This window comes from Streptomyces sp. WZ-12 (assembly GCF_028898845.1).
Lineage (GTDB): Bacteria > Actinomycetota > Actinomycetes > Streptomycetales > Streptomycetaceae > Streptomyces.
Genome location: NZ_CP118574.1, coordinates 1,485,260 through 1,510,547, shown reverse-complemented (window position 1 = coordinate 1,510,547; position 25,288 = coordinate 1,485,260). Strand labels below are relative to the sequence as shown.

Genomic DNA, 25,288 nt, shown 5'->3' with positions numbered 1-25,288 from the left:
GTGCCCGAGCCCGAGGCCGGTGGGCCGGTAGCCCCGCCCCCGCCGAACCCGAGGGCGGTGCGGGCCGGCGCGGCGGCAGCCGCTAGGGTCGGCCGTGCGCTCGCGCGGGCCCGCGCCGGCGCGATAACGGGTCGGTGCCCGGCGAATCGGTACCGGGAGAAGGGGAGAAGATGCAGGTCGGAGCGGTGTCGTGAGGCTTCTGCACACCTCCGACTGGCACCTGGGCCGGTCCTTCCACCGCGTGAACCTGCTCGCCGCCCAGCGCGCGTTCCTCGATCACCTCGTCGAGACCGTGCGGACCCGGGACGTCGAGGCGGTGCTCGTCGCCGGCGACGTCTACGACCGCGCGGTGCCGCCGCTGGCCGCCGTGGAACTCTTCGACGACGCGCTGCACCGGCTGGCCGCGCTCGGCGTCCCCACCGTCATGATCTCCGGGAACCACGACTCCGCCCGCCGGCTCGGCGTCGGCTCCGGACTGATGCGGCGGGCCGGCATCCATCTGCACACCGACCCGGAGGAGTGCGGCACGCCCGTCCTCCTGGCGGACGCGCACGGCCCGGTCGCCTGCTACGGGCTGCCGTACCTCGAACCGGCCATGGTGCGCGACTCCCTCGGCGCCCCGCGCGCCGACCACGCCGCGGTGCTCGGCGCGGCCATGGACCGGGTCCGGGCCGACCTCGCCGCCCGGCCCGCCGGCACCCGTTCCGTGGTGCTGGCGCACGCCTTCGTCACCGGCGGCACCGCCAGCGACAGCGAGCGGGACATCACCGTCGGCGGGGTCGCCTCCGTCCCCGCCGCGGTCTTCGAGGGCGTCGACTACGCGGCCCTCGGCCATCTGCACGGCTGCCAGACCCTCACCGAGCGGATCCGCTACTCCGGATCGCCGCTCGCCTACTCCTTCTCCGAGGCCGCCCACCGCAAGTCCTCCTGGCTGATCGACCTCGACGCGGAGGGCACCGTGCGCGCCGAGCGGGTGGACTGCCCGGTGCCCCGCCCGCTCGCCCGGCTCCGCGGCCCCCTCCAACACCTCCTGGACGACCCGGAGTTGACCCGCCACGAGGACTCCTGGGTCGAGGCCACCCTTACCGACAGCGCCCGCCCGGCCGAGCCGATGGCCCGGCTCGCCAAGCGCTTCCCGCACACCCTCAGCCTGGTCTTCGACCCCGACGAGTCCCCGGAACGGCCCTCCGTCTCGTACGCCCAGCGGCTGCGCGGCCGCAGCGACCAGGAGATCGCCGAGGACTTCGTCGCCCACGTCCGCGCCGGCCGCGGCGCCGACGACGACGAACGGGCCGAACTGCGCTCGGCCATCGACGAGGTGCGGACCGCCGACGCGGCCGCGGAGGTGGCGCGATGAGGCTGCACCGGCTGACCCTGACCGCCTTCGGCCCGTTCGCCGGCAGTCACACCGTCGACTTCGACCGGCTCGCGCGCGACGGACTGTTCCTGCTGCACGGGCCGACCGGTGCGGGCAAGACCTCGGTCCTGGACGCGGTCTGCTTCGCCCTCTACGGCTCGGTGCCCGGCGCCCGGCAGGGCGGCCAGGCGCTCCGCAGCGACCTGGCGGACCCCGCCACCCCCACCGAGGTCGTCCTCGAACTGACCGTCGCCGGCAGGCGGTTGGAGATCACCCGGCTGCCCGAGCAGCCCCGCCCGAAGAAGCGCGGCGCCGGTACCACCAAGGAGAAGGCGGTCAGCCGGCTGCGGGAGTTCGCCCCCGCCCCGGACGGCGACCCGACCGCCGGTGCGTGGCGCGCGCTCAGCCGCTCCCACCAGGAGATCGGCGAGGAGATCGGGCAGCTCCTCGGCATGAGCAAGGAGCAGTTCTGCCAGGTGGTGCTGTTGCCGCAGGGCGACTTCGCGCGCTTCCTGCGGGCGGACGCGGAGGCCCGGGCGAAGCTGCTGGGCCGGCTCTTCGACACCGGGCGGTTCGCCGCGCTGGAGGACCAGCTCACCGCCCGCCGCAAGGCCGCCGCCGACCGCGTCGCGGCCGGCGACGAGCGCCTGCTCGCGCTCGCCCACCGGATCGCCCAGGCCGCCGGCGACACCCCCGACCTCGACGACCCGTCCGTGCCGGCGCCGGCCGCCCGCGCCGCCGTACCGGCCCAGGCCGGGCGCGGCCCACGCACCCCCCGGAGCGCGGCGCCGACCGCCCCCGCCGACGCGGGCACCGCACCCGGACCCGGCGAACCCGGCTTCGCCGACGCGGTGTTGGCCCGCGCCGCCGTCGCCCGGGTCGGCGCCCGCGAACGCCTGGCGCTCGCCCACCGCGCGGTGGCCGCCGCCGAGACCGACGAACGCGCCGCGGCCGACCGCTGGGAGGAGGCCCGCGACCGCGACCGCCTCCAACGCCGCCACGCCGACGCCCGACAGCGCGCCGAGCAGCTCGCCGCCCGCGCCGACGAACGCGCCCGTATTCAGGCGCGGTTGGAGCGCGCCCGCACCGCCGCCGAGGTGGCCCCCGCCCTCGCCCTCCGCGACGCCGCCCGGCGGGAACTGACCGCCGCCCAGGACGCCGAACGGCGCCACCGCGCCCCGCTGCCGGCCGCCCTCGCCGACGCCGAGGGCGGCCGGCTCGCCGAGCAGGAACGCCAGGCGCGGGCGACCCTCGGCTCCCTCGCCGCGGCCCGCCGGGCCGAACGCCGCGCCGCCGAACTCGCCCGGGAACGCGCGGACGTGGACCGCGAGGCGCACGCCGACGAGCAGACGCTGCTGGACGCCGCGGAGTGGCTGACCGGCTGGGACGCCGCCCGCGGCACCCACCAGCGCCGCATCGACGAGGCCCAGGAGGCCGTCCGGCGCGCCGAACAGCTCGCCGGGCAGCTCGCACCGGCCGTCGAACGGCTCACCGCCGCCCGCCGCCGCGACGACCTGACCGACGAACTCGCCGCCGCCGACAAGCAGTTGCTCATCGCCCGGGAGCGCGCGGCGGCCGCCCACGAGCACTGGCTGGACCTCAAGGACCGGCGGCTGCGTGGCATCGCCGCCGAGCTCGCCGCCGAGCTGACGGACGGTCAGTCGTGTGCGGTGTGCGGCTCCACCGCGCATCCGGCGCCGGCCCGCCCCGGCGCCGGCCACGTCGACCGGGCGACCGAGGACGCCGCCCAGGCCGCCCACCGGCGCGCCGAGGACGCCCGCCGGCGCGCGGAGGACCACCACCAGGGGGTCAAGGAGGCGCTGGCCGCCGCCAGCGCCGCGGCCGCCGACACCCCGACCATCGAACTCGCCGCCCACGTCGAGGAGTTGACGCGGGAAGTGGCCCGCGCCCACGCCGCCGGCGCCGCACTGCACGCCGCCCGCGAGGCGCTGGCCCGCGCCGAGCGGGAGCACGAGCGCCGCCGCGACGACCAGCGGCACGCCGAGCGCCGGGCCGCCGCCCGCACCTCCCGCCGCGAGGCCCTGGACCGCGAACGGGACGCGCTGGAGGGCGAGTTGACCGAGGCCCGCGGCGACTGCGCCAGCGTCGCCGACCGGGCCGACCGGCTCGAACGCCAGGCGGCGCTGCTCTCCGCCGCCGCCGAGGCGACCCGCACCGCGGCGGCCTGCGCGGAACGCCTCAGGGACGCCGACACCCAACTCTCCGCCGCCGCCCACCGCGCCGGCTTCGCCACCCCTCAGGACGCCGCCGACGCAACGCTCCCCGAGGCCGAACGCCGGGCGCTGCAACGGCAGTACGACGACGGGCAGGCCGAGGCCGCCGCCGTGGCCGCCGAACTCGACCGCCCCGAACTCCGGGCCGCCGCGGCCCTCCCGCCCGCCGACCCGGACACCGCCCGCGCCGCCCACCAGGCCGCCACCGCCCGGCTCCGCACCACCACCGCGACCCTCGCCGCCGCCGGCGAGCGTTGCACCGCCCTCGACCGGCTCTCCGCCGCGGCCACGGCCGACGCCCGCCAACTCGCCCCGCTGCGCACCGCGTACGAGCGCATCGCCCGGCTCGCCACGCTCACCGCCGGCACCTCCGCAGAGAACGCCCGCCGGATGCGACTGGAGTCCTACGTCCTGGCCGCCCGCCTGGAACAGGTCGCGGCCGCCGCCACCGCCCGCCTGCACCGGATGTCCGCCGGCCGCTACACCCTCGTCCACTCCGACGAACGCGCCGGCGGTGCCCGCCGCTCCGGCCTCGGCCTGCACGTCGTCGACGCCTGGACCGGCCGCGAACGCGACACCGCCAGCCTCTCCGGCGGCGAGACCTTCTTCGCCTCCCTCGCCCTGGCCCTCGGCCTCGCCGACGTCGTCACCGACGAGGCCGGCGGCACCCGCCTCGACACGTTGTTCATCGACGAGGGCTTCGGCAGCCTCGACGAGCAGACCCTCGACGAGGTCCTGGACGTCCTGGACGGCCTCCGCGAACGCGACCGCAGCGTGGGCATCGTCAGCCACGTCGCCGACCTCAGGACCCGCATCCCCGCCCAACTGGAGGTCGTCAAGGACCGCACGGGTTCCCGGGTGCGGCACCGGGGGCCGGTGGCGGACTGACGGCCAACGGCCCGGCGGCCAAGCCCCGTTGGAGGGTCAGGTGCTGACCGAGCGGCGGGGGAGCGGCGAGGAGTACACCACGCTCGTGGCCACCTCGCCCAGGGCGCCGATGCGGCCAGAGACCTCCTCCAGGTGCTTCATGGAGCGCGCGGCGACCTTGAGGAAGAGGCAGTTCTCGCCCGTGACGTGGTGGGCCTCCAGGATCTCCGGGGTGGCCGCCAGCAGGTCCCGGAAGGGTTTGCCGTTCCCGCCGGAGTGGCGCAGCCGGACGAAGGCCAGCACCGGCAGCCCGACCCGTTCCGGCTCGATCACCGCCGCGTACCCGGAGATCACCCCGGACTCCTCCAGGCGTCGTACCCGCGTGGCGACCGTGCTCGGCGACACGTTCACCGCCCGGGCCAACTCGGCGCGGCCCACCCGCCCGTCGTGCTGGAGGACGTCGAGGATGCGCCGGTCGACGGCATCAGGGGAGTATCCGGTCATCCCCGCTGTCTAGCAGGGAATTCGCCGGCCGGGCAAGGGCCTTGGGGCAGCCCTGACGGCCGGAGGCGCGGAGCCGGCCGCGGCCGGCCACACCCCGAAGGCGGGTGGCCGGCCGCGGTGCGCGGCCCGTCGTCAGAGCGCCGAGAGCTCGGTCAGCAGGTCGTCCAGGCCGAGCGAGCCCTGGGACAGCGCCGCCATGTGCCACGCCTTGAGGTCGAAGTCCGCGCCGTGCCGGGCCCGGGCCGCCTCCCGGCCCTGGAGCCAGACCCGCTCGCCCAGCTTGTAGCCGATCGCCTGGCCGGCCATGCCCTGGTAGCGGATGATCTCGCTGTCGACGAAGTCGGCCGGCCGGCTGCTGTGCCCGGCCATGAACGCGTGGGCCAGCTCCGGCGTCCAGCGCTCGCCGGGGTGGAAGGGGGAGTCGGCCGGGATCTGGAGCTCCAGGTGCATGCCGATGTCGATGATGACCCGGATCGCCCGCATCATCTGGGCGTCCAGGTAGCCCAGGCGCCGCTCCGGGACCGTCAGGAAGCCCAGTTCGTCCATGAGGCGCTCGGCGTACAGCGCCCAGCCCTCGGCGTTGGCGCTGACCAGGCCGACCGTCGTCTGGTAGCGGGAGAGCCGGTCGGCGACGTACACCCACTGCGCGAGCTGGAGGTGATGGCCGGGCACGCCCTCGTGGTACCAGGTGGAGACCAGGTCGTAGGCCGGGAAGCGGGTCTGGCCCATGGTGGGCAGCCAGGTGCGGCCGGGGCGGGAGAAGTCCAGCGACGGCTGGGTGTAGTACGGGGCGGCGGCGCCACCGGGCGGGGCGATCTTCGACTCGACCCGGCGGACCGGCTCGGCGAGGTCGAAGTGGGTGCCGTCCAGCGCGTCGATGGCCTCGTCCATCAGCGACTGGAGCCACTGCCGGGTCTCCTCGACGCCCTCGACCGCCTCGCCGTGCTCGTCGCACCACGCCAGCGCCGCCCACGGCGTCTTGGCGCCGGGCAGCACCTTCTCGGCCTCGGCCGTCATCTCGGCCAGCAGCCGGTGGAATTCGGACCAGCCGTACGCGTACGCCTCTTCCGGGTCGATGTCGGCGCCGTTGTAGTAGCGCGCGAGCCGGGCGTACCGCTCGCGGCCCACCACGTCCGGCGCGCCCTCGACCGCCGGGCCGTAGACGTCCCGGAACCAGTCGCGCAGCTCCACCAGGGCGCCGGTGGCCACCTCGGCGGCCGCGTCCAGTTCGGCGCGCAGCGCCTCGGGGCCGGCGGCGGTGAAGTCCGCGAACCAGCTCCGCTCGGTGCCGATCCACTCGGCGAGCTGCCCGATGACGGTGGTGACCTGGAGCGGACCGCCGGGCAGGTCCTTGTCCAGGCCGGCCTGGAGGGCGGCGCGGTAGCCGGTCAGCGCGTCGGGCACGGCGCGCAGCAGCCGGGCGATCGCCGCCCAGTCCGCCTCGGTTTCGGTGGGCGTGAGGTTGAGGGCCTCGCGTACGTGGTGCAGCGGTGAGCTGATGTTGCTGACCGTCCGCAGCCCCTCACCGGCGTCGTGGACCGCGAGCTCCGCGGAGAGCCGTTCGCGCAGCAGCCGCGCACAGACCTTCTCGGCGGCGCTGTCCGCGCCCGGCCGGGCCTCGGCCGCCGCCAACTCGTCCAGCGTCGTGCGGGCGAGCCGGGCCACCGCTTCCTGACCCGCGGGGGAGAAGTCGGGGAGCTTGCCGAAGCTCTCGGGGATGCCGAGGAACGTGCCGGTGATCGGGTCCAGTTCGACGAGCGCGTCGACGTAGGCGTCGGCGACCTGGCGGGGCAGCGGACCGCCCGTGGGGGTAGTGGTGTTGGACATGCGGGCCATCCTCGTATGGATCAGCCCGCCGCGTCACCATCATTCCGGCTCACGTTGCTGACGCGTCCCCTCAGCCCCGGCGGGACCCGTCCCGGACCCGGATCGCCTCCCGTGACTCCCGGGGCTCCCGGTGGTCCCAGGCGCCCGTCGGGCGCGCCGTGATGACCAGCGTGCCCTCCTCTATCTGGTAGTCCAGCGGCAGCCCCAGGCCGCGCATCGCCGTCACCATGCCGGTGTTGGACGCCTGGGTGATCGCGTAGACGCTCTTGCTGCCGGTCTCGGCGGCCATCTCGACCAGCCGGCGCAGCAGTTCCGCGCCGATGCCGCGCTGCTGCCAGGCGTCCTCGACCAGCAGCGCCACCTCGGTCTCGTCGCCGTCCCACAGCAGGTGGCCCAGCGCGACCAGCCGCCCGGAGACGGTCTCCGCGGCCAGCGTGCGGCCGAACCGCGGGCTGAGCAGGTGGTCGAGATAGCGGTCGGCGTCCCCGACCGGGCCGTGGTAGCGCCGCACCAACGTCCGCTCGGAGCAGCGCAGGTGCATCGCGCGGGCGGCGGTCAGGTCGCCGGGGCCGGCGCGGCGGACCGTGAGCGCGTTGCCCTCGGGCAGCGTGAGCACCTCGCGGCGCGGCGGTACGCGCTGACCGAGCCGGGTGTCCAGCTCGACCAGCGCGCGCACCCGGGCGAACTCGGTGGGGGTGAACGGCAACTGCGGCCTCTCGATGGTGAGCGAGCCCCCGGAGGGATCGCGGAACGTCATGGTGTGCTCCTCCAACACGCCCTCGGCGGGCACGGCTTCGGCGAGCGGCTGGCCGGTCAGCGACCGGGCCGGCACCGAGTGGAGCGTGCAGCGCCCAAGCAACTGCCGGAGAGCCAGCGGGAGTTCGGCGGAATCCAGGGCGGTGCGGGTGGCCAGGCCCAACATCCGGGTCGGCGCGTCGACCAGGTCGTGCGCGTCGGCCCGCTCCAGCCAGGTCTCCGCGCCGCCCGCGGCGGCCACCGCGGCCGTCAGGTGACGCGGCGCCAACTCCGCCGGGGCGCGCAGCAGGAACTCGTCGACCGTCCCGGAGGACAGCGGGTGGGCCTGGAGGCTGAGGATGTCCACCCGGCGGGCGGCCAGCGCCGTGCACAGGGCGGCCAGGCTGCCCGGCTCGTCCCGGACGGTGGTACGCATCCGCCACAGCGCCGCCTCCCGGGTGCCGCCCTCGGGCGCCGGCGCTGCGGTCGCCGTGGCGGTCGGCCCGTCGGCGGCGGGCGTATCCCCGGCGTCCGTCGGCGGTGGGGCGTGTTCATGCCGGCGCGCCCACCAGACGTGGAAGCCGGTCGTGGCCAACAGTGCGGCCGCGCCGGCGCACAACAGCACCGGACCGGAGGGGCCGTGGGCGACGGTGTTGGCGGCGGCGTCGGCCACCGCCACGGCTGTGAACAGGGCGGCCAGTTCGACGACGTCCCGACGCCAGTGGTGGCGTCGGGTGGAACGGGCGGAAGTCGCGTCAGTCATGCGGACAGCCTCGCGGAACGGTGTTGCCTGGTCGCCAACACCTTGTGTCGGACGGGTAAAAGACACAATCGACGCATTGGTCTCTACTGCCCCACCCATCCTGGTTGCAGCGTCTTGGTGAACAAGCTCCCGCCGCCTTCGTCACCGGCCTGCACGCCCCAGGAGGCGCGCGGCCGCCCGCGGCGCACCAGGGCCGGCGCGGCCCCGGCCGGAACGGCGCCGGTCACCGCGGGCGGCACCAGTCCCACGGAGCCCGCCGCCCCGTGGAGGAGCGACCGCCGTCCGAAGCCGCTGCCCGTACCCTGCGCCATCTGCTACCTCCGTGCTGCCGCCCTCGCGTTCGTTACGCCCCCGTTCGTATCGCCATCCGGTGCCGCGCGGGCGAACTCCCGGTGAACTACGCCCACATGGGGCGGGAACCGGGACCGGAGTCGCAGGACCACCGACCGATCGCCAGGAACCGGACCGGACCTCTACGCTCCGGTAACACGCCGCCGCCCGGCCGGCCCCATGGAAGGCGACCGCCATGCCCGCCCTCGGTTCCGCACACCTCCGGCTCGCCCGTCCGACCCGCGACCTGACCGCCGCCGGCCGCTTCTGGCGCGACGGGCTGGGCCTGCGCGAACTCCACCGCCACACCGCCCAGGAGGGCGAGCACTCCCTCCTCATGCTGGGCTCGCCGGACGCCACGTGGCACCTGGAGCTGACCCTCGACCCCACGGGCGCGCTCCGCCCGACCCCGACACCGGACGACCTCCTCGTCCTCTACCTGGACGGCCCGGTCCCCGACGACCTCGTCGCCCGGTTGGAACGCTGCGGCGGCACCCGCGTACCGGCCCACAACCCCTACTGGGACACCTGGGGCGTCACCATCGAGGACCCCGACGGCTACCGCCTGGTCCTGTGCACCCGCGACTGGAACAACGCGCGGGTCCTGGAAGCGTCCTGAACCCCGGCCGCCCGCACCCCACTTGACGAGGCGCCGCCCCACTGGGCGGCGCCGGCCAGGAAGACCCGACCGGACGGGTCCGACGAGACGAAGGCAACACCCCACAACGGCAGGTGACCTGGCCTCCCGGGTGGACAACGCGGTGCCCGCCCGCTGGGATGGAACGGTGCTGCCCGATCCCGCCGACGACGCCACCACGGTCTTCGAGGCCCACCGCCCGCTGCTCCAGGGAGTGGCCTACCGGATGCTCGGCCGGGTGGCCGACGCCGAGGACGTGGTCCAGGACGCCTGGCTGCGCTGGTTCGCCGCGGACCGGGCGGAGGTGCGCGAACCGCGCGCCTATCTGGTCCGCATCACCACCCGGTTGGCCATCGACCGGCTCCGCCAACTCCAGTCGCGCCGCGAGTCCTACGTGGGGCCCTGGTTGCCCGAACCCCTCGCCACTGACGTGCTGGCCCCCGGGCAACCCCTCCCCGACGGCGCCGAGCGGGCGGCGTTCGCCGAGACCGTCACCCTCGCCGTCCTCGTCGTGATGGAGGCGCTCTCCCCGTTGGAGCGCGCGGTGTTCGTGCTGCGCGAGGCGTTCGGCTACCCGTACGCGGAGATCGCCGCCGTCCTGGAGCGCAGCGAGGCCGCGGTGCGCCAACTCGCGGGCCGGGCCCGGCGCCACGTGGCGGAGGGCAGACCGCGGTTCGACGTCGACCCGGGCCGGCAGCGGGAGTTGACCGAGCGGTTCCTGTCGGCCGCCGCCGGCGGCGACCTGGAGGCTCTGCTGGCCATGCTCGCGGCGGACGCCCGGCTGGTCGGGGACGGCGGCGGCAGGGCCAAGTCCTCGCTGCGGATCATCGAGTCCGCCGACAGGGTCGCCCGGTTCCTCATCGGCGTCATCGCCATGCTCCCGGCGGGCCTGGAGCTCGACTTCCTCGAACTCAACGGCGGGATCGCGCTGCTCGCCCGCGTCGACGGAACCCCCGACTCGGTCGTCCAACTCGGCATCCGGGACGGCCGGATCGAGACCGTCTACATCCTGCGCAACCCGGACAAGTTGGTCTCACTCGCCCGCTAGCCGGGCCGCGGCCCGCAGGCCGCTGCGCGGACTCGCCAGCACCGGCACCTCGTTCCCGCCCGATCCGCCGGCCGCGCACCGTTCCGCCACGGGAGCCATGGACGCCTGCGCCAGGACGAGGACATCGGCCCGGCCGCCGTCCCGCTCCCGCCGCGCCGCGTCGGCGACCGCCGCCAGATAGCCCGCCCGGTCACCGGCCTCGAACCGCTCCCAGGCGCCCGCGACGAGGACGTGGCGCACCCGCGCCGGCCGCCCGGCCCGGTGGGCCTCCTCGGCGATCAGCTCCTCGGTGGGCGTCAGGGTGCTCTCCAAGGCGGCGAGCACCGCGATCCGGGGTCCGTGCGCGACGGCCGCCGCGGCCATCGGCCGGTCCACCCGCAGCACCGGCAGGCCCGCCGTCGGCCCGGCCGCCTCGGCCACCGACCCGAGCGTCGAGCAGGTGCACAGCACCGCCCGGGCCCCGGCGCGGACCGCCTCGCCGAGCGCCTCGGCGACCTCCCCCGCGACCCCTTCGGGCCCCGACTCCCGCGCGCCCGCCAGGAGTTCCGGCCGGACCAGATGCCGCAGCGGCAGCCCGGGCGCGTCCGCGTCGCGCAGCGCATCGAAGACGGGGACGTGGACCGGTGAGGTGTGCAGCAGGGCGAGCATGCCCGCGAGCCTAACGGCCGCCCCGGGCGCGGCGGATGGCCGGTTGCCCCGTGGACGGTGCCGAACGGGTGCTGGTGGCCCGGTGAAGACGCGGCGAGCGGGCGGAAACGGATGGGGGATTGGTCTTGACCAAGGGTGGGGGTGGTCATATCGTCGAGATACTGCAACAACCTTTAATAAAGAAGCGCGCATTACTCGGACCCGTCAGGGGCCGGGTGTCTACGGACCCGCTAGGGGCCAGGTGTCACGGACCCGCTAGGGGCCGGGTGTCACCGGCTCGTTCGCGGGTCGGTTAGCACGTCATCTCGTTACGCATCAGCATGGGGTCCGCGCGGCGGGCCCGCGGCCTCGGGGGGTGGGGATCACGCAGCTGGAAACGGCTCCGGAGCCCAAGTACTGGCATCTCAAGACGGTGCTCAGCGACGCGCTGGACAAGGAGTTCGCGGTCGGGGAGATCCTGCCCAACGAGCGGGATCTGGCGGCGCGCTTCGGCGTCGCCCGGGCCACGCTCCGACAGGCGCTCGAACAACTGGAGTTGGAGGGCCGGCTCCAACGCCGCCGCGGCGTCGGCACCACCGTTGCGCCGCCCCGGGTCGGCGTCGCCGTCGGGCCGGCACGCCACACCTGGCCGGGCGCCGCCGGCGACGACTGGCAGCCGGTCGACGCGATCGAGACCGACGAGCTGCCCGCCGCGGTGGCCCGCCTGTTGGAGACCGCCCCCGGCGAGGTGGCCCACCTCGTCCGCCGCAGCCGGGTCTCGGCCCAACAGCCGGTCGCCGCCGAGCTGTTGTACGTCCGGGCCGACGCGGTACCGGCCGACGCCGACGCCCCGCCCGTCGACTCCGCCGCCCGCGCCCGCGCCGTGCTGGGCGCCCTCCAGGAGCTCGACCTGGACGGCCAGGACCGCACCGTCGAACTGGGCTCGGCCCGCGCCGAGGACGCCAGGCAACTGGACCGCCTGCCCGGCGCGCCCGTCCTGGTCGTCACCACCCGCTATGTCTCCCGTGGCCGGGCCGTCGCCGTCGCGGTCTCCACCTACCGCGCCGACACCTGCCGGCTCACCTTCGGGGAGCGCGAGACGGAACCGCTGCTCGCGAGCTGACCTACGGGTCGGCCGCGCCACGTCGGACGGGCCCGCACCGGACGCCCCGGTGCGGGCCCGCCGCCGTCCACCGCACCGCGGGCGTGCCGCTCACCGCCGCGCGGTCACCGTGCCCTCCACGGCGAAGAGTTCGCCCTCCACGTGGTCCAGCGCCAACCGCAGCGCTCCGGTGGCGATCGCGGCCTGCCCCAGCCGCGACACCACCACCTCCGGCGGGCGCAGGCAGTACCGCGCCAACTCCCGCCGCAGCGGCGTCAGCACGCCCGCCAGACCGGACGCCCAGCCGCCGACCACCACCAACTCCGGGTCCAGCGCCAGCACCAGCGCGGCCACGTCGTGCACCAGCCGCCGCAGGAAGCGGTCCACCGCCTCCCGCGCGTGCGCGTCCCCGTCCCGGGCCGCCGCGAACACCGCCGCCACCTGCGCCTCGTCCAGCGGTTGCAGCGGTTCCCCGGTGGTCGACAGCAGGGCCTCGGGCTTCGCCTCCCGGCCCAGCAGGTGGAGCGCGCCGATCTCCCCGGCGGCGCCGCCGAACCCGCGGTGCAGCCGCCCGCCGATCAGCGCCCCGGCGCCCGGACTCAGCCCCGCGAGGACGAACACCACGTCGTCGGAATGGGTGGCCGCGCCCTGCCAATGCTCCGCCACCGCCGCCGCGTTGGCGTCGTTCTCCACCAGCACCGGGCAGCGGAACGACCGTCGCAGCCGCTCGCCGAGCGGCAGCCCGGTCCAGCCGGGCAGCGCGGTGCCCAGCCGCACGGTGCCGTCCGCCTCCACGATGCCCGGACTGGCCGCGCCGACCGCCCGCAGCGAACTGCGGGCCACGCCCGTCCGGCGCAGCAGGTCGGAGACCACCGCCCGGACCCGCTCCAGCCGTTCGTCGGCCGGCGCTGACTCCGCCACGTCGCGCTCCGCCGCGTCCACCACCTGGCCACTGAGGTCGGCGAGGACCACCGCGACCCGGTGCGCCCCGATCTCGATGCCCAACAGGTGCCCGGCCTCCGTGACGAACCGGAACCGGCGGGCCGGCCGGCCCTGCCGCCGGATCTCGCCCTCCTCGGCGGGCGCCTCGGCCACCAGCCCGGTCTCGATGAGCCCCTCGATCACGCCCTCGACCGTCGGCCGGGACAGGCCGGTCACCTGGACGAGATCGGTGAGCGTGGGGGAGTCCGCGGCGCGCAGCGCGTGCAGCACCACCGCGGAGTTGATCCGTCGCAGCAGGGAGGGGTCCCCGCCGGTGAGCCGACCCAACGTCCGTCTCCTCGCCTCGCCTGTCTGGCGGATCGTAGCCGGTCAGCGGGTGTGCGGCGAGTCCCGCGAGCCGCGTGGCCGCCGGGGCTTGGCCGGCTCCGCGGGGCTGGCCCGAACCGGCCGCACCCCGTGCGCACGGCCAATTGTCAGACCCCAGCGGTTTACTGACGGTATGACGCCACAGACGCCAGAACCACAGCGCAGCCAGCGAACCGACCCGACGATCCCGCCGCCCCGCACACCGACCGCCCCGACCGCTTCCGCCATGCCCGATACCCCCGCCGTGCCCACCGCGCCGCACGGACCCGAGCCGCCCGGCGGGCCGCCCACCGCGCTCGCCCGGCTCGACGCCCTTACGTCCCGCCCGTTTCCGGAGCGCAGGACCCCCACCGATGTCGGCGAGAGCGGGCCGGGCTTCCACGTGGCGCCGCTGTGGGCGAGCGGCCCGCTGTGGGACGCGGACCCGGCGGACGCCGCGACGGCCCGCGAGGAGTGCACGGAGCAACTCGCCGCGCTGGTCGCGGTGGTGTCCTTACGGTGGGGCGAGCCGGTCGTCCACGACCTCACGGACGCGCTGGAGCGGAGCGCGCGGGGACTGCCCGTCCCCGCGCCGCTGGACCTGCTGTGCACGTTGGTGCCGCGGGTGTACGCGTGGCGGGACGGCGGCCGCTGGATCGCGGTCGGCGCCGGGCCGTTGGAGCCCGGGCAGCCGCGCCAGGTCCTGGGCGCGGTGGCGGCGCGGCCACCGGGGGAGGGCGAAATACCGGGCGGGGACGACACCCCCGCGCCGTAGCCCGGAGCCGCCCGGGCGCGCCCGGGTCCGGGCGCCCGGTACCTGCCCCGACGCCCGTCGTCCCACCCCGTCAGGACTCGGCGAACGCCGCCGTGCGCAGTCGTCCGTACTCCTCCGCCATGGTCGCCAGCGTCCAATGCGCGTTCAGGCCACTGGGGTTGGGCAGCGCCCAGATGCGGGTGGCGCCCAGGGTGCGTTCCTGGGGGCCGATCGCGGCGTGCTTGTCGCCGAAGGCGACGCGGTAGGTGGTGACCCCGGCGACCGCGAGCCAGCGCGGCTGGAGCCGGGCCACCTTCTCGGCCAGCAGCCGGCCGCCCTCGCGGTACTCCTCGGCCGTCAACTCGTCGGCCCGGGCGGTCGGCCGGGCCACGACGTTGGTGATGCCCAGCCCGTGGTCGAGCAGTTCGCCCTGCTCGGCGGGGCGGAACTGCCGGGGCGTGAAGCCGGCGGCGTGCAGCACGGGCCAGAAGCGGTTGCCCGGGCGCGCGAAATGGTGCCCGGTGACCGCCGTCATGAGCCCGGGGTTGATGCGGCAGTTGCAGACACTCTCATCGGGGCGCCGGTCCCTCAGCACTGGATAGGCAGCTTCTCGTTACCCCTGACGGTTGTGAGTTCTCTCAGCCGGAGGGGTTGTGGACCTGTTCTTCGTGAGCCAGGCATATGTGCAGGCACGGCCTGAGCTGTGCGGGCAGGCGGGTGGAGGGGCTTGTCAAGTTGCTGGAGTTGCAGGCGGGTTGGAGCGTGCTGAGGGTGTTCGGGGGCGGGCGGTGGCCGTGTGTTCAGCCGGTCATGGCCATGCGGGCGGCCCCGGTGATCTGGTGCCAGACGGTGAAGCGGTTGGTCATCTTGGTGCGGTAGTCGGGGGCGGTGTACAGGTGGGGGCGGAAGTGCGGGGAGATCCGGCTGAAGGCGGTGAGGAACCTCTGTGCCGGGCCGGCCCTGCGGAAGCCCTGCATCGCGTATTTCCGCTGCCGGGTGGGCAGGTGTGAGTTCTCGGCCCTGTTGTTCAAGTACTTCGAGCTGCGGTGTTCCACCGAGGGCATGACCTGGTGGTGGGCGGCGCCGTAGGAGCGGAGCCTGTCGGTCACGATCACCCGCGGCACGGTCCCGGTGCCCTTGAGGAGCTTGCGGAAGAACCGCCTGGCCGCGGCCGTGTCACGCTTGCCGGTGACGAGGATGTCGAGGACGTTGCCGTCCTGGTCGATGGCCCGCCAGAGGTAGCGCATCTTCCCGTTGATCTTGAGGAACACCGCGCCCAGATGCCATTTATCGCCCGGCCTCGGCTGTCGCCGACGCAGCCGGGCGGCGCACTCGGGCCCGAACCGCTCGCACCACAGGCGCACGGCCTCGTAGGAGACCGTGATCCCGCGCTCGAACAGCAGCTCCTCCACATCACGGAAGGGCAGGGGAAAACGGTGGTACAGCCAGACCGCGTGCGCGATCACCTCCGGCGGGAACCGGAACCCCTTGTACGGCGGGGGCATGTCCACGAGCAGGCCTTCCCACGACGATCCCCACCAAGATCATCACGCTCACCGCCACGAACTTGACAACGCCGAGCAGAGCGAACTGCCTGTTTGTAGGCGGTGTTGAACCGCCTGGTCGAGCAGGTGCGGGCCGGCGTCGAGTCGGCTGGTTCCGTGGCTCCGATATCGGCGAAGGTGGCCGGGCGGGCGGTACCCAGCACCGCAACGGTTCCTCAGGCTCGGAATGTCACTTTCCCGCTTCCCTGGATGCTGTGCAGTCCGCCCAGGAGGCAGCCGCTGACGTTGCTGGTGGGTGTGGCACTGCCGGCGACGCGGGCACCGGACATCAGCCCCCGGGTGACGGTGCCTCCCAGGAGAACGTCCCCGGGGTTGTAGGTGGTGATGTGGCGGAGCGTGGGTCTGAGCGTCGAGGTGCCGATGGTGTGACCGTGGGCATCGTGCCAAGTGATGGTCCCTTGGCCGTGGATGGCCTGGGCGCTGGTGCATGTGGATTTGCTGCTGCCGTTGAAGGCGAACTGGCCGGAGCGCAACTGCTTCAGCTTTTTGTTGCGAGTGGTGCAGTCGGTCAGGGCCAGTCGGCCGTGCATGGTGATCGTGTCCTGGATCAGGCTGAGGGGTGGGTCGAAGGTCAGCGGCCTACCGCGCGGCGTGCTGACCGCACATGTCAAATTGGCGTTTTGGACGACTTGTTGGACCTGGCGGGGCAGGGCGGCGCTGTTCGCGGGCGAGCCTTGCAACGGAAAGCCGGCCAGCAGGATGAGGGCCGAGGCCCTGAGGAGGCGTGCGGGGTGGACATGAGGCATGTTCGGTCCCTGGGAATGCTGGCGCTCCGAGGAGCGGGTGTGGCCGATGCTGGGTGGCTGTAGATGGTTCATGGGGAATTGCCGTCTGGTTCTCTGCGACGCTTCGAGGCCATTGCGAGTGGGGGTCTTGTCGGCGGCAGGGCGGGGGCTTCGGACGTGGAGGCGCCGATGGTGGTGGAACGGAGCAACAGGTTGGGGTAATCGGGATGTGCTGAAGGCGCGGATATGGGTTGGTGGCGATGCCAGGCGAGGGGTACCACTGGGCGGTAGCGGTTGGCACCGGGGAAGGGGCTTTTTCGGTGGGGGGCAACGACGAGGTGCAGGTCTTCGCGATCGTCGGACCGCCTGTTGCGGTCCGAGGAGGCGCGGTAAGCGGTGGACATGTCCGCAAGTGCCGCCATCCTGCGGATTCTGCCGATCGATTGTGGTCGGCAGGCCGTGTCCGTTCCCGGTTGCACGGTCGGTTGCGAGTCTGGGCCTATGGGGTGCGGATTACGAGGTCGCTCCGGGCCGATCAGGCCCGGATGTATCAGGGGGTCCGCTGAACCATCCTGAGCTGTTTTGGGCTGAACGGCTGTTGAAGACCTACCGGGCTGGTCTGATCGTCGGCCAGAACCGGCTGGGCAGCTGGCAGGCTGCTCCGCCGGTCAGGAATACGGCTTGGCACAGTCATGGAAGTTCTCCCCAGGGGATCCGGTCTGCGGTTCGGGGACAGCGATGGCTGGCGCCGAACCGTCCGTACGTTCAGAAACAGTGGATACGTCGCCTGGTAGGAGGCGGACCAGTGGCTGCGGCAGCCACCAGTTGCGGTGGTCCAGCAGCCGCATGAGGGAGGGCACGAGGACAACGCGTACGAGGGTGACGTCGATGGCGATGGCTGCTGTGACGGCCAGGCCTGTCTGCTGGAAGTCCTGGCGGTGCGTGGCGAGAAGCCCTGCGAAGGTCACGACCATGACCGCGGCCGCGAGCGTGATGGTGCGAGCGGTGTGCTGCAAGCCGTGGGCGACGGCTGCGGTGTTGTCACCGCAGCGCCGGTAGTGTTCGGCAACGCGGTGGACCAGGAAGACCTCGTAGTCCATGGACAGGCCGAAGACCAGGGCGAGGACCAGCGGTGGGATCAGGACGTTGATCTGCCCTGCCGACGCCGTGGACCCGGAGGCGAGGGTGAGCACGCCGAAGGCGGCGCCGAGGGCCAGGACGTTCATCACGATGGCCTTCAGCGGGATGAGCACGCTGCGGAAAATCAGCAGCAGCAGGATGAAGGATCCGGCCAGTACGATCGCCGTCACCTGCCACAACCCGGTGACGGCCGTGTGCTTGAGGTCTTGTAGCGCGGCCGCCGGCCCTGCGATGAGCACTTGTTGCCCGGGGGGTAGCAGCCGCGGCGCCAACTGGCGGAGGTCGTTGAGGAGTGCGGCGGAGGCGGTGCTGTCGGGAGGGTGGCGTTCACCGATGGTGAGCATGGTCAGGTCGGTGCCGTTGTCCAGCGCCCCGGTCAGGGCGACGCGCGGATCAGCGCGCAGCGCCGCAGCCAGGTGCGAGGTCTCCACCGGCGGAGTCCCTGGCGGATGGGGCAGTGCGAGGACGGTCACGCTGGCGAGATGGTCGTGCTCCATGCGCAGGAGCCCGCGGCCGGTCTCGGTATGCGCGATGGCGGTGCGGTCGTAGTGCAGTCCCAGGTGCAAGTCCAGTGCCGGGAGGGCGGTCAGGACGAGCGCGGTGAGTGCCGCGAGGAGGTACGGCCAGGGGCGGCGCATCAGATGTCGTGCCCAGCGTGCCCACCAGCCCTCCGCTCCGGAAGCCGCCGTGGTCCGGGCGCGGTGGCGCACCCGGCCCAACTCCAGCAGGCGGTCCAAGCGGGGCAGCAGAGCGGGCAGCAGGGTCAGTGCGCCGCACAGGGTGACGCCGGCCGCTGTCATCGCGCTCAGGGCCAGCATGCGTACCGATCGGACGGGAATCGTCAGCAGCGCACTACTGGTGGCGATGACCACGAGGGCGCACCAGGAGACGGTAGTGCCGGCAGTCGCGGTGGCCCGGCCAACGGCCTCTATCGGGCTGCAGCCATCCGAGCGGGCCTGTCGGTAGCGCAGCAGAATCAGCAACGCGTAGTCCAGGCCGAGACCGAGGCCGACTGTGGTGGTCACGGTGAGCACGGTGGTGTCGACGGGCGTCAGCAGGCCCAGAGCCAGTATCACGCCCGTCCCCGTCAGGATCGCGGGCATGGCGACGAGCATCGGGACACAGGCGGCACCGACGGTGCCCAGGCCCAGAACCAGCAGCAGGCCGGCTACGGGCACGGTGACGGCCTCGACAAGCTGCAGATCACTCAGATCGGCGCGGACCAGCTCGGCCAGGACAGGCGTCAGCCCGACAACGGCCACGGAGACACGGCCGCCAGAGGCCTCGCGTGCGGCGCGGTAGGCGGTCTCCTGCAACAGGGGCAGGTTCCGCTGCCGGGTCGCTGCATCCCCTCGGATGCCGATGGCCACATAGCAATGCCGGGAATGCTGGCCGGCCACCTGCGGCACCGGGAGAACATCGCCCACGCCCGCCCGGCCGGTCAGCGCCCGCGCGGTCGCCGACACCGCCTTCTGATAAGCCGGATTTGTTGCGGGGATATCCGGTGAATCGAAGGCGAGCAGCATCTGTTCGCTGCCCAGGCGGGGGAATCCCCTGCTGATGACCGTGGCGGCTTCCAGCGCAGGCGAATCTTCCAGATCGGCGGCAGGAACGCTCAGTGCACCCAGCCGGAGAGGCAACAGCACCGCCGAGATGATGACGAGCATCAGCCACACTGCGACCACAGAGCGCGGATGACGGGCAGCAGCCATACCGAGCCGCGCCGCACGGCCGGTCCGCACGGCAGGGGAAGGGGGCATATCGCACTCCGGATTTCTCATGCAGGCCTCAGCACGATGTATCCGATCTCCTGGTCCGGTCCGTGCCCGGCGAGCCGGACGCGACGACCAGCACGCTGGGTCTGTGGAACGTGTGGCTCACGATGGCATAGCCGCCCCCTACGGCCCTCCCACCAACTGCGTGTCTGCCAAGGTTCTTTCACTGGACTTGTCCGACCGATCATGTGACTACTTCGGGGTGGGTTCGTTGATGTGGGTATAGGGCGGGGTGGGACAACTCGACGCCGACGGCTCAGTCATCTGCTGGGCTTCCTACGGCCCTGATCTGGCCGAAGCCGTCCGTGGGCTGCGAGCTGTCAGGCAGCGCGGTCGATCATTTCCACAACACGTTCTAGGCCCAACTCGCAGCCGACACCCGCAGGTTCTTCCACCGCAACCAGCGCCAACCCCACACCTTCCGCGGCTACTTCGGCGGCCTCCACGACCGCTACATCCTCGAAGGGAACCATTTGAGTTTCTGATCAGTGGGTGCCGCCCCTGGAAGCATCGCTCTTGGAGGCTTGACAAGGCCGTAGGCACCGGCTCGGCCTATGCGAAAGTCAATTCGGCGAGTGTCCGTACACGATTGGTCGTGAACGTATGAGGCAACTGGGTGGCCTTGATGGCCTCGGTCGTACCCTCCGGCGGTCAACTACGTTTCACTCCCGTTTTGTGATGACGTCGCCTGCGCTGGGACATGAGAGACCGCCACGGATGAAGACAAGGCCCGGTGAGGTGACAGGACTTCAGTCACGGTCACACCGGCCACCACAGCCATCGAGTTTGAGGCTGCGGATGGCTGTCCTGCCCGTCCAAGTCTTGTCGCGTGCGCAGGAAGCGTCTCATCACCGTCTGCCGACGGGCCGCGATGAGCGATAACCTCCGGCCAGGCAGAGGCCGCCTGACGGCCAATCCGCCCTTAGCCTGGAGACCTCCGGGTACGTCACCGCGTTATTGCCCCAAGCAGTGCGATTGCCTGGCCTGAGCGGGCGCATCCGCTGGCCAGCGGCTCTTATGAGGCTGCCTGCACCGCCCTGATTGCATCACGCTGAGTGTCCACCATCCGCATGATCCTCTGCCTCACGGCCGAGCCGGCAGAGTTCGGTTTCGCGGGCCCGGTTCCAAGAGTGTTCATGTGTGATTCCGAACAAGGGGAGAGACCACTGTGGGTTCAGGCTCTGCTCAGGTAGTGCAATTCGCTTCCGGCACATGGCACCTGGACGCCGGCGCTCATTCCCGGGGCGAACTGCCCGATTGGCGAGAACTGCGCGAGGCCGGAGGGGTTCAACGGCTGCAATTGCCGGGCGGTCCACGAATCTGGGCGGTCACGCGGTACCACGACGTGCTGGACTTCTGGCGCGCGGAGGAACTGACCCGCGACTGGCGACAGGCGCAGAACCCCGATTGCGGATACGGGACGCAGCGCTATCCGGAGGACTACTTCGCAGCCACCCCCCGAAACTTGTTCAACACAGAGGGAGCAGATCACGCAAGGCTGTACGGACTCACCGTGCCCTTCTTCACCAAGCAGCGAATCGACGTATGGCGGCCCTTTGTGACCGAGACGGTGAACCGTGCGGCTGACCGGCTCGGCGCCAAGGCGAGGGCCGAGCTCGTGGCGGAGTTTGCGGTCCCCGTCCCGCTGACAGTCATCGGGCGGCTGCTCGGCATCCCGGACGAACTGCACGCGCAGTTCGCGGAACACCTTCGCACAGTCAGCGCCTGGCTCGATCCAGCCACTCCCCAATGGCAACACGCCTCGCGTGAACTGCACCGGCTGGCACTGCGCGTGATGGCGCGGAAGTGGAGCGGCAGCGGTGACGATCTCATCGCAATGCTCATCGACTCCCATAAGCAGCACGGCACGATGAGCCGCCAGGAGATCGCCTCAATAATCGTCATCCTGCTGGCGACGGGCTACGAGACCACCGCCGCGCTGCTTGCGGAGGGCGCCCTGGCCATGGTCGCCGACCCTGCGCTGCGGCAACGGCTCACGGGCGCTGCGGACAAGGCCGGAGGGGCCATCGACGAACTCCTGCGCCGCACCCCGCCCTCGCCGTTCGGCCAAGTCAAACTCGCCCTGCGGGACACGCAACTGGGCGGGGCCGCAATCCACGCGGGCGACCTCGTCTTCCCTCTTATCGACTCCGCCAACCGTGACGACACCGTCTACCAGGACCCTGACCGGCTCTGCCCGGCTGGGCGCGAGCCACGACACCTGTCCTTCGGCCGGGGGCGCCGCCGCTGCATGGGCTCCGAACTCGCCCGGCTCGTTGCCAGAGTGGCGCTGACCACCCTCGCCAGGCGCTTCCCCGCCATGGCACTAGCCGAACCGCAGGACAAACTGACGCGCTCCGGCATCCTCCATCTCCGGATTCTGGACAAGCTGCCAGTTCACGTGCACGGCCCAACACCTACACCAGGAACGACAGCACCGGAGGAAGTGTTGATCCGTTCGGAGGAGAGATGAGGCAGATACCTAGGGGTGCAACCGTATGTCCTGTTAGCTTCTGCAGGGCGCGGGGCCAAGCGAGCACTACGCACCACTCGGGTTTTCGAGGGTTCCCCGGCATCGTCACCTCGCTGGTAACGGACGGCCCACACCACGCTTCACCCCCTTCCTAGACACATTGAGGCCCAGTGCGCATTCAGGTATTCCTGCGAGCGGGAGATACCGGTCAGATTGGGCCAGCATGTGTCCTGCGGTAAATCGTCGTGTGCGCCGAGGGCAGCGGATCAAGGTCCTGGAAGCCTGTGCGGCTACGCACTCCTGATGGCGCGCACAGCCTGTCGACAGGATTTTTCCTGGTGACGCAACATCCGCGGAAAGACATGAATACCTTGGCATCACGCGCGTTGCTACTGACATGCCGTAGGAGCAGTTCATGAATCATGCAGTTCTTGGACGCACACCGACCAACCGGATGCTCCCCGCCGACGCGATGATGTGGCGCCTTGGCCAAGACTCCCGGACTCGGTCTAACGTCGTCATCACCTACCTGCTGGATCGCACACCGGACTGGGAGATGCTTCGCGCAGCCCATCACAACGTGAGCAAGCATGTCCGCCGCGCTCGGCAGAGTGTGAGATCTCCGAGAAATCCCTGGGCGAGCCCCACGTGGTGTGACATCCGTTCCTTCTCCGTGGACCAGCATCTGCACCGGGTCACGCTGGCACCGGGCAGCGGGATGGAAGGGATCTTGGAACTGTGCCGTCGGGCGCAAGCCAAGCAATGGGCCCCGAACAGGCCCCTGTGGGAGGCCTCGTTGGTAGAGGGCTTCGACAATGGCCGGGCCGCTTACATCCTATCCTTCCATCATTGCCTGACCGACGCGCAGGGCCTAAGCGGGCTTACCGCCGAGATGATGAAAAAGACTGCCCCGTCACCACGCCCGTCGAAAATCCGTTCAGATAGCTCTCTGCCCCGGCGGGTTATCGCGCCTATCAAGGGGGCGCTTCTTTTCCCGCCCTATCTCTTTGCTTCCCGCTCCGTTCTATGGCGAACTCGGAGCACTGAACGGCAACTCATCACGCTTGACGTACCACTGGACTGGCTCAAATCAGCTGGACGCGCGGCAGGCGGGACGATCAACGACACCTTCCTCGCCTCAGTCCTCGCCGCCATGTCGCGTTATCATGAACGCTTCGGAGTACCGTTGAAGAGAGTTCCAACCGCCTTCCCAGTGGCTGTCGCACCACCTAGCCCCGCTCAGCCGGGAAATCAGTTCAGAGGTCTCTACTTCGTGGTGCCCGATTCCGAGACGGATCCACTGAAGCGGATCCGTCGGGTCAATCGGATCGTACAGCGCTCCGCAGAAACCAAACATCTCACCCGAGCTATGGCCTGGCGGTTGGTCAGTCCCGTAGTCGTTCCCATCACCCTGCGATGCATGGCACAGTCTGATTTTCTCACCAGCAACGTCAAGGGGCCGTCACGCCCCTTTAACATGTTCGACGCCCGTGTCGAGGCAATCTACGGCTTTGCTCCGCTCGTCGGTTCTGCCGTCATGCTGTGCCTAACCAGCTATCAGGGAATGTGCCATATCGCCATCACTCTCGACCCCGCTGCAATCCGGGACGCGGCGTACTTCCGCATGTGCCTGGACGAGGCCGTCAGCGAACTGCGCGACGCCGTAACACCTCAAACCGATTCCGGCGTGCGCTGAACACCGGAAAACCACGGAACCCGCAGCAAAAAGAGCCATCGCTGAAAAATCCTTCATTAATGGTCACCGACTGCCCACTGTCGACCATAAAGGAATTGCGGACTACATGCCGGGGTCAACACTGCGCTGCAACCACATTAACCCGCCACCCCAGGAAGAGTAGATGTCCCACGGTATCGGAATTCCAACGGCATTCTCCGGTGAGAGCTTCTTTCGCTATTCCGCCGAAGAAAAAGAGCGTGTCGCGGTCTTCGATGTCGAGGAGCAGATCACTTTCGGTGCCCTCGCCTCTCGCGTCCACCGACTGTCGAACGCCCTACGATCACTGGGGCTCACGGTCGGAGACGTCGTCGCTGCCGCAATGCCAAATGGGGTTGAATTCTTGGAAATCGCCCTGGCGACCGGGCAAATTGGACTGTATTTTGTGCCGGTGAATCATCATCTCTCCGGCCCGGAGATCGGATATATGGTCCGCGATAGCGGTGCCAAAGTCATTATCGCGTCGACGGACTGCGCCAGCGCACTCACGGCCACAGTGCCCGCCGGACATCTGCCCGCACACCGCTTCTTGACAGACAGCGAGGCTCCGGCGAAGGGCTGGCAACCATACGGTGAGCTGTCAGCCGGCTACCCCAGCAGCGCCCCGCGCGACAGAAGTGCCGGCTCCATCATGGGATACACCTCGGGAACCACCGGGCGGCCTCGCGGCGTGCGGAGAAGGCTGAGAGGGCGTACCCCAGAACAGTCCGCAGCCGCCCTTGCCTCGTTGACAGGGCTGTACGGCTCCATCCCCGGCACCGGCACACACCTGGTCTGCTCCCCGCTCTACCACGCGGCCCCGGGCACCCATGCGCTGGCCTATTTGCACTCCGGCCACACCGTGCTACTGCGTGACCACTTCGACGCCGAGGGCTTTCTGCAGGATGTGGAACGGTACCAGGTGACGAGCACCCACATGGTGCCAACTCACTTTCACCGGCTGCTGTCCTTGCCCGACCGCGTCCGCCGCACCTACGACCTCTCGAGTTTGCAGTGCGTCATCCACGCCGGCGCTCCGTGCCCCGTTGCCCTCAAACAGAGAATGCTGGAGTGGCTGGGCCCCGTACTGTGGGAGTACCTGGGGGCAACGGAAGGCCTTGTGACTCTGGCAAGCCCTGAAGAATGGATGGCCAAACCAGGGACCGTAGGACGGCCCTGGCCCGGCAGCATTGTCAGCATTCTCGACGACAACCATGTTCCCTCCCCTCACGGTGAGGTGGGGACCATCTACTTCGGCGTCCAAGGCCAGGCGCCCGCCTTCGATTACCATAACGACCCCGCCAAGACGGTCGGTATGCGAGCAGGCAACCTGATCACAGTAGGGGATATCGGATACATTGACGAAGAAGGTTACCTGTTTCTTCTCGATCGCCGAGACGATCTCATCGTCTCAGGCGGGGTAAATATTTACCCGAACGAGATCGAACAGCTCCTGCTGAAGCATCCAGAAGTCGCCGACGTCGCAGTCATCGGAATCCCTGACTCCGAGTGGGGTCAAAGCGTGACCGCCGTCGTCCAGCCAGTCATTCAGGACCGCGCTGGAGGGCGGCTCGCCCGGGAACTCAAACACTTCTGCACCACCAAAGCCGCCTCCTTCAAATGTCCACGACGCATTGAGTTCATGGCCGAACTTCCCCGCACTGAGACCGGAAAACTACAGCGCCGGGCAGTACGTGACGTCTACAGCCTGCCCCGTAACCAACGAGAACCTGACAGTACCTATAAGAAAGCACCCGGATCGAGTTCGCACCCTTCCTCCAGTTCGACGTCAGGATAAGGCGAGTTGGGTACTCAATAGATGAA

20 protein-coding genes are annotated in these 25,288 nt (G+C 71.1%); 9 read left to right on the top strand and 11 right to left on the bottom strand.

Annotation, left to right across the window (positions count from 1 at the left end):
- The first annotated feature begins 190 nt into the window (after window positions 1–190).
- Together PV796_RS06405 and PV796_RS06400 are read left to right on the top strand one after the other, a co-directional pair.
- Window positions 191–1,357, top strand: coding sequence for an exonuclease SbcCD subunit D (locus PV796_RS06405; protein ID WP_274911936.1), 1,167 nt, complete (start codon window positions 191–193; stop codon window positions 1,355–1,357).
- On the top strand, window positions 1,354–4,479 hold the full coding sequence (locus PV796_RS06400; protein ID WP_274911935.1) for an AAA family ATPase: 3,126 nt from the start codon (window positions 1,354–1,356) through the stop codon (window positions 4,477–4,479). Before PV796_RS06405 ends, PV796_RS06400 begins: the two co-directional genes overlap by 4 nt.
- Before the next feature lie 36 nt (window positions 4,480–4,515).
- Here the strand turns inward: PV796_RS06400 and PV796_RS06395 are convergent, their stop codons facing one another.
- The 4 genes from PV796_RS06395 to PV796_RS06380 form a co-directional block, all read right to left on the bottom strand.
- Window positions 4,516–4,962: an Lrp/AsnC family transcriptional regulator gene (locus PV796_RS06395; protein WP_274911934.1), complete on the bottom strand. Its 447-nt coding sequence runs from the start codon at window positions 4,960–4,962 to the stop codon at window positions 4,516–4,518.
- 132 nt (window positions 4,963–5,094) lie between these two features.
- The gene (locus PV796_RS06390; protein ID WP_274911933.1) at window positions 5,095–6,789 is read right to left on the bottom strand and encodes a DUF885 domain-containing protein; all 1,695 of its coding nucleotides are present in this window, start codon (window positions 6,787–6,789) and stop codon (window positions 5,095–5,097) included.
- A 70-nt stretch (window positions 6,790–6,859) separates the two neighbouring features.
- Window positions 6,860–8,287 (bottom strand): GNAT family N-acetyltransferase, encoded by a 1,428-nt coding sequence (locus PV796_RS06385; RefSeq protein WP_274911932.1) that lies wholly within the window; start codon window positions 8,285–8,287, stop codon window positions 6,860–6,862.
- An 83-nt stretch (window positions 8,288–8,370) separates the two neighbouring features.
- Window positions 8,371–8,598: a hypothetical protein gene (locus tag PV796_RS06380; protein WP_274911931.1), complete on the bottom strand. Its 228-nt coding sequence runs from the start codon at window positions 8,596–8,598 to the stop codon at window positions 8,371–8,373.
- Between the two features lie 215 nt (window positions 8,599–8,813).
- Here PV796_RS06380 and PV796_RS06375 point away from each other — a divergent pair, with 215 nt between their 5' ends.
- Together PV796_RS06375 and PV796_RS06370 are read left to right on the top strand one after the other, a co-directional pair.
- Window positions 8,814–9,236, top strand: a complete 423-nt coding sequence (locus PV796_RS06375; RefSeq protein WP_274911930.1) for a VOC family protein — start codon at window positions 8,814–8,816, stop codon at window positions 9,234–9,236.
- 130 nt (window positions 9,237–9,366) lie between these two features.
- A complete protein-coding gene (locus tag PV796_RS06370) occupies window positions 9,367–10,302 on the top strand; it encodes an RNA polymerase sigma-70 factor (RefSeq protein WP_446750564.1) in 936 nt (311 codons plus the stop codon).
- On the opposite strand, the gene PV796_RS06365 is transcribed toward PV796_RS06370, so the two are convergent.
- Window positions 10,288–10,950, bottom strand: a complete 663-nt coding sequence (locus tag PV796_RS06365; protein ID WP_274911929.1) for an aspartate/glutamate racemase family protein — start codon at window positions 10,948–10,950, stop codon at window positions 10,288–10,290. The genes PV796_RS06370 and PV796_RS06365 overlap by 15 nt on opposite strands.
- Window positions 10,951–11,305: 355 nt before the next feature.
- Here PV796_RS06365 and PV796_RS06360 point away from each other — a divergent pair, with 355 nt between their 5' ends.
- Window positions 11,306–12,052, top strand: a complete 747-nt coding sequence (locus PV796_RS06360) for a GntR family transcriptional regulator (protein ID WP_274911928.1) — start codon at window positions 11,306–11,308, stop codon at window positions 12,050–12,052.
- 90 nt (window positions 12,053–12,142) lie between these two features.
- On the opposite strand, the gene PV796_RS06355 is transcribed toward PV796_RS06360, so the two are convergent.
- Window positions 12,143–13,300 (bottom strand): ROK family transcriptional regulator, encoded by a 1,158-nt coding sequence (locus tag PV796_RS06355; RefSeq protein WP_274911927.1) that lies wholly within the window; start codon window positions 13,298–13,300, stop codon window positions 12,143–12,145.
- A 265-nt stretch (window positions 13,301–13,565) separates the two neighbouring features.
- On the opposite strand from PV796_RS06355, the gene PV796_RS06350 reads away from it, so the two are divergent.
- Window positions 13,566–14,093 carry a hypothetical protein gene (locus PV796_RS06350; RefSeq protein ID WP_274911926.1) on the top strand — a complete coding sequence of 176 codons (528 nt, stop codon included), beginning with the start codon at window positions 13,566–13,568 and terminating at the stop codon, window positions 14,091–14,093.
- 70 nt (window positions 14,094–14,163) lie between these two features.
- On the opposite strand, the gene mug is transcribed toward PV796_RS06350, so the two are convergent.
- The 5 genes from mug to PV796_RS41995 all read right to left on the bottom strand — a co-directional run bounded on the left by mug (window position 14,164) and on the right by PV796_RS41995 (window position 19,750).
- A complete protein-coding gene (gene mug, locus PV796_RS06345; protein ID WP_274911925.1) occupies window positions 14,164–14,667 on the bottom strand; it encodes a G/U mismatch-specific DNA glycosylase in 504 nt (167 codons plus the stop codon).
- 205 nt (window positions 14,668–14,872) lie between these two features.
- Entirely contained in the window at window positions 14,873–15,577 is a 705-nt protein-coding gene (locus PV796_RS06340) for an IS6 family transposase (RefSeq protein WP_274918885.1), read from the bottom strand.
- Window positions 15,578–15,792: 215 nt separating this feature from the next.
- Entirely contained in the window at window positions 15,793–16,383 is a 591-nt protein-coding gene (locus tag PV796_RS06335) for a hypothetical protein (RefSeq protein WP_274911924.1), read from the bottom strand.
- A gap of 647 nt (window positions 16,384–17,030) precedes the next feature.
- Complete coding sequence (locus PV796_RS06330; RefSeq protein ID WP_274911923.1) at window positions 17,031–19,169, bottom strand: MMPL family transporter; 2,139 nt, start codon at window positions 19,167–19,169, stop codon at window positions 17,031–17,033.
- 428 nt (window positions 19,170–19,597) lie between these two features.
- On the bottom strand, window positions 19,598–19,750 hold the full coding sequence (locus PV796_RS41995; RefSeq protein ID WP_342456889.1) for a hypothetical protein: 153 nt from the start codon (window positions 19,748–19,750) through the stop codon (window positions 19,598–19,600).
- Between the two features lie 719 nt (window positions 19,751–20,469).
- On the opposite strand from PV796_RS41995, the gene PV796_RS06320 reads away from it, so the two are divergent.
- From PV796_RS06320 to PV796_RS06310, 3 genes are all read left to right on the top strand, one after another.
- Window positions 20,470–21,750 (top strand): cytochrome P450, encoded by a 1,281-nt coding sequence (locus tag PV796_RS06320; protein ID WP_274911922.1) that lies wholly within the window; start codon window positions 20,470–20,472, stop codon window positions 21,748–21,750.
- A 415-nt stretch (window positions 21,751–22,165) separates the two neighbouring features.
- Window positions 22,166–23,446 carry a wax ester/triacylglycerol synthase domain-containing protein gene (locus PV796_RS06315; RefSeq protein WP_342456888.1) on the top strand — a complete coding sequence of 427 codons (1,281 nt, stop codon included), beginning with the start codon at window positions 22,166–22,168 and terminating at the stop codon, window positions 23,444–23,446.
- Between the two features lie 163 nt (window positions 23,447–23,609).
- On the top strand, window positions 23,610–25,262 hold the full coding sequence (locus tag PV796_RS06310; protein WP_274911921.1) for an AMP-binding protein: 1,653 nt from the start codon (window positions 23,610–23,612) through the stop codon (window positions 25,260–25,262).
- Window positions 25,263–25,288 lie beyond the last annotated feature (26 nt).

Coding starts and splice junctions, on each gene's coding strand:
- PV796_RS06395 (WP_274911934.1), bottom strand. CDS start 4,962: ATGACCGGATACTCCCCTGATGCCGTCGACCGGCGCATCCTCGACGTC.
- PV796_RS06310 (WP_274911921.1), top strand. CDS start 23,610: ATGTCCCACGGTATCGGAATTCCAACGGCATTCTCCGGTGAGAGCTTC.
- PV796_RS06380 (WP_274911931.1), bottom strand. CDS start 8,598: ATGGCGCAGGGTACGGGCAGCGGCTTCGGACGGCGGTCGCTCCTCCAC.
- PV796_RS06330 (WP_274911923.1), bottom strand. CDS start 19,169: ATGCTCGTCATCATCTCGGCGGTGCTGTTGCCTCTCCGGCTGGGTGCA.
- PV796_RS06340 (WP_274918885.1), bottom strand. CDS start 15,577: ATGCCCCCGCCGTACAAGGGGTTCCGGTTCCCGCCGGAGGTGATCGCG.
- PV796_RS06375 (WP_274911930.1), top strand. CDS start 8,814: ATGCCCGCCCTCGGTTCCGCACACCTCCGGCTCGCCCGTCCGACCCGC.
- PV796_RS06390 (WP_274911933.1), bottom strand. CDS start 6,789: ATGTCCAACACCACTACCCCCACGGGCGGTCCGCTGCCCCGCCAGGTC.
- PV796_RS06400 (WP_274911935.1), top strand. CDS start 1,354: ATGAGGCTGCACCGGCTGACCCTGACCGCCTTCGGCCCGTTCGCCGGC.
- PV796_RS06335 (WP_274911924.1), bottom strand. CDS start 16,383: ATGCCTCATGTCCACCCCGCACGCCTCCTCAGGGCCTCGGCCCTCATC.
- PV796_RS41995 (WP_342456889.1), bottom strand. CDS start 19,750: ATGGTTCCCTTCGAGGATGTAGCGGTCGTGGAGGCCGCCGAAGTAGCC.
- PV796_RS06385 (WP_274911932.1), bottom strand. CDS start 8,287: ATGACTGACGCGACTTCCGCCCGTTCCACCCGACGCCACCACTGGCGT.
- PV796_RS06315 (WP_342456888.1), top strand. CDS start 22,166: ATGAATCATGCAGTTCTTGGACGCACACCGACCAACCGGATGCTCCCC.
- PV796_RS06365 (WP_274911929.1), bottom strand. CDS start 10,950: ATGCTCGCCCTGCTGCACACCTCACCGGTCCACGTCCCCGTCTTCGAT.
- PV796_RS06350 (WP_274911926.1), top strand. CDS start 13,566: ATGCCCGATACCCCCGCCGTGCCCACCGCGCCGCACGGACCCGAGCCG.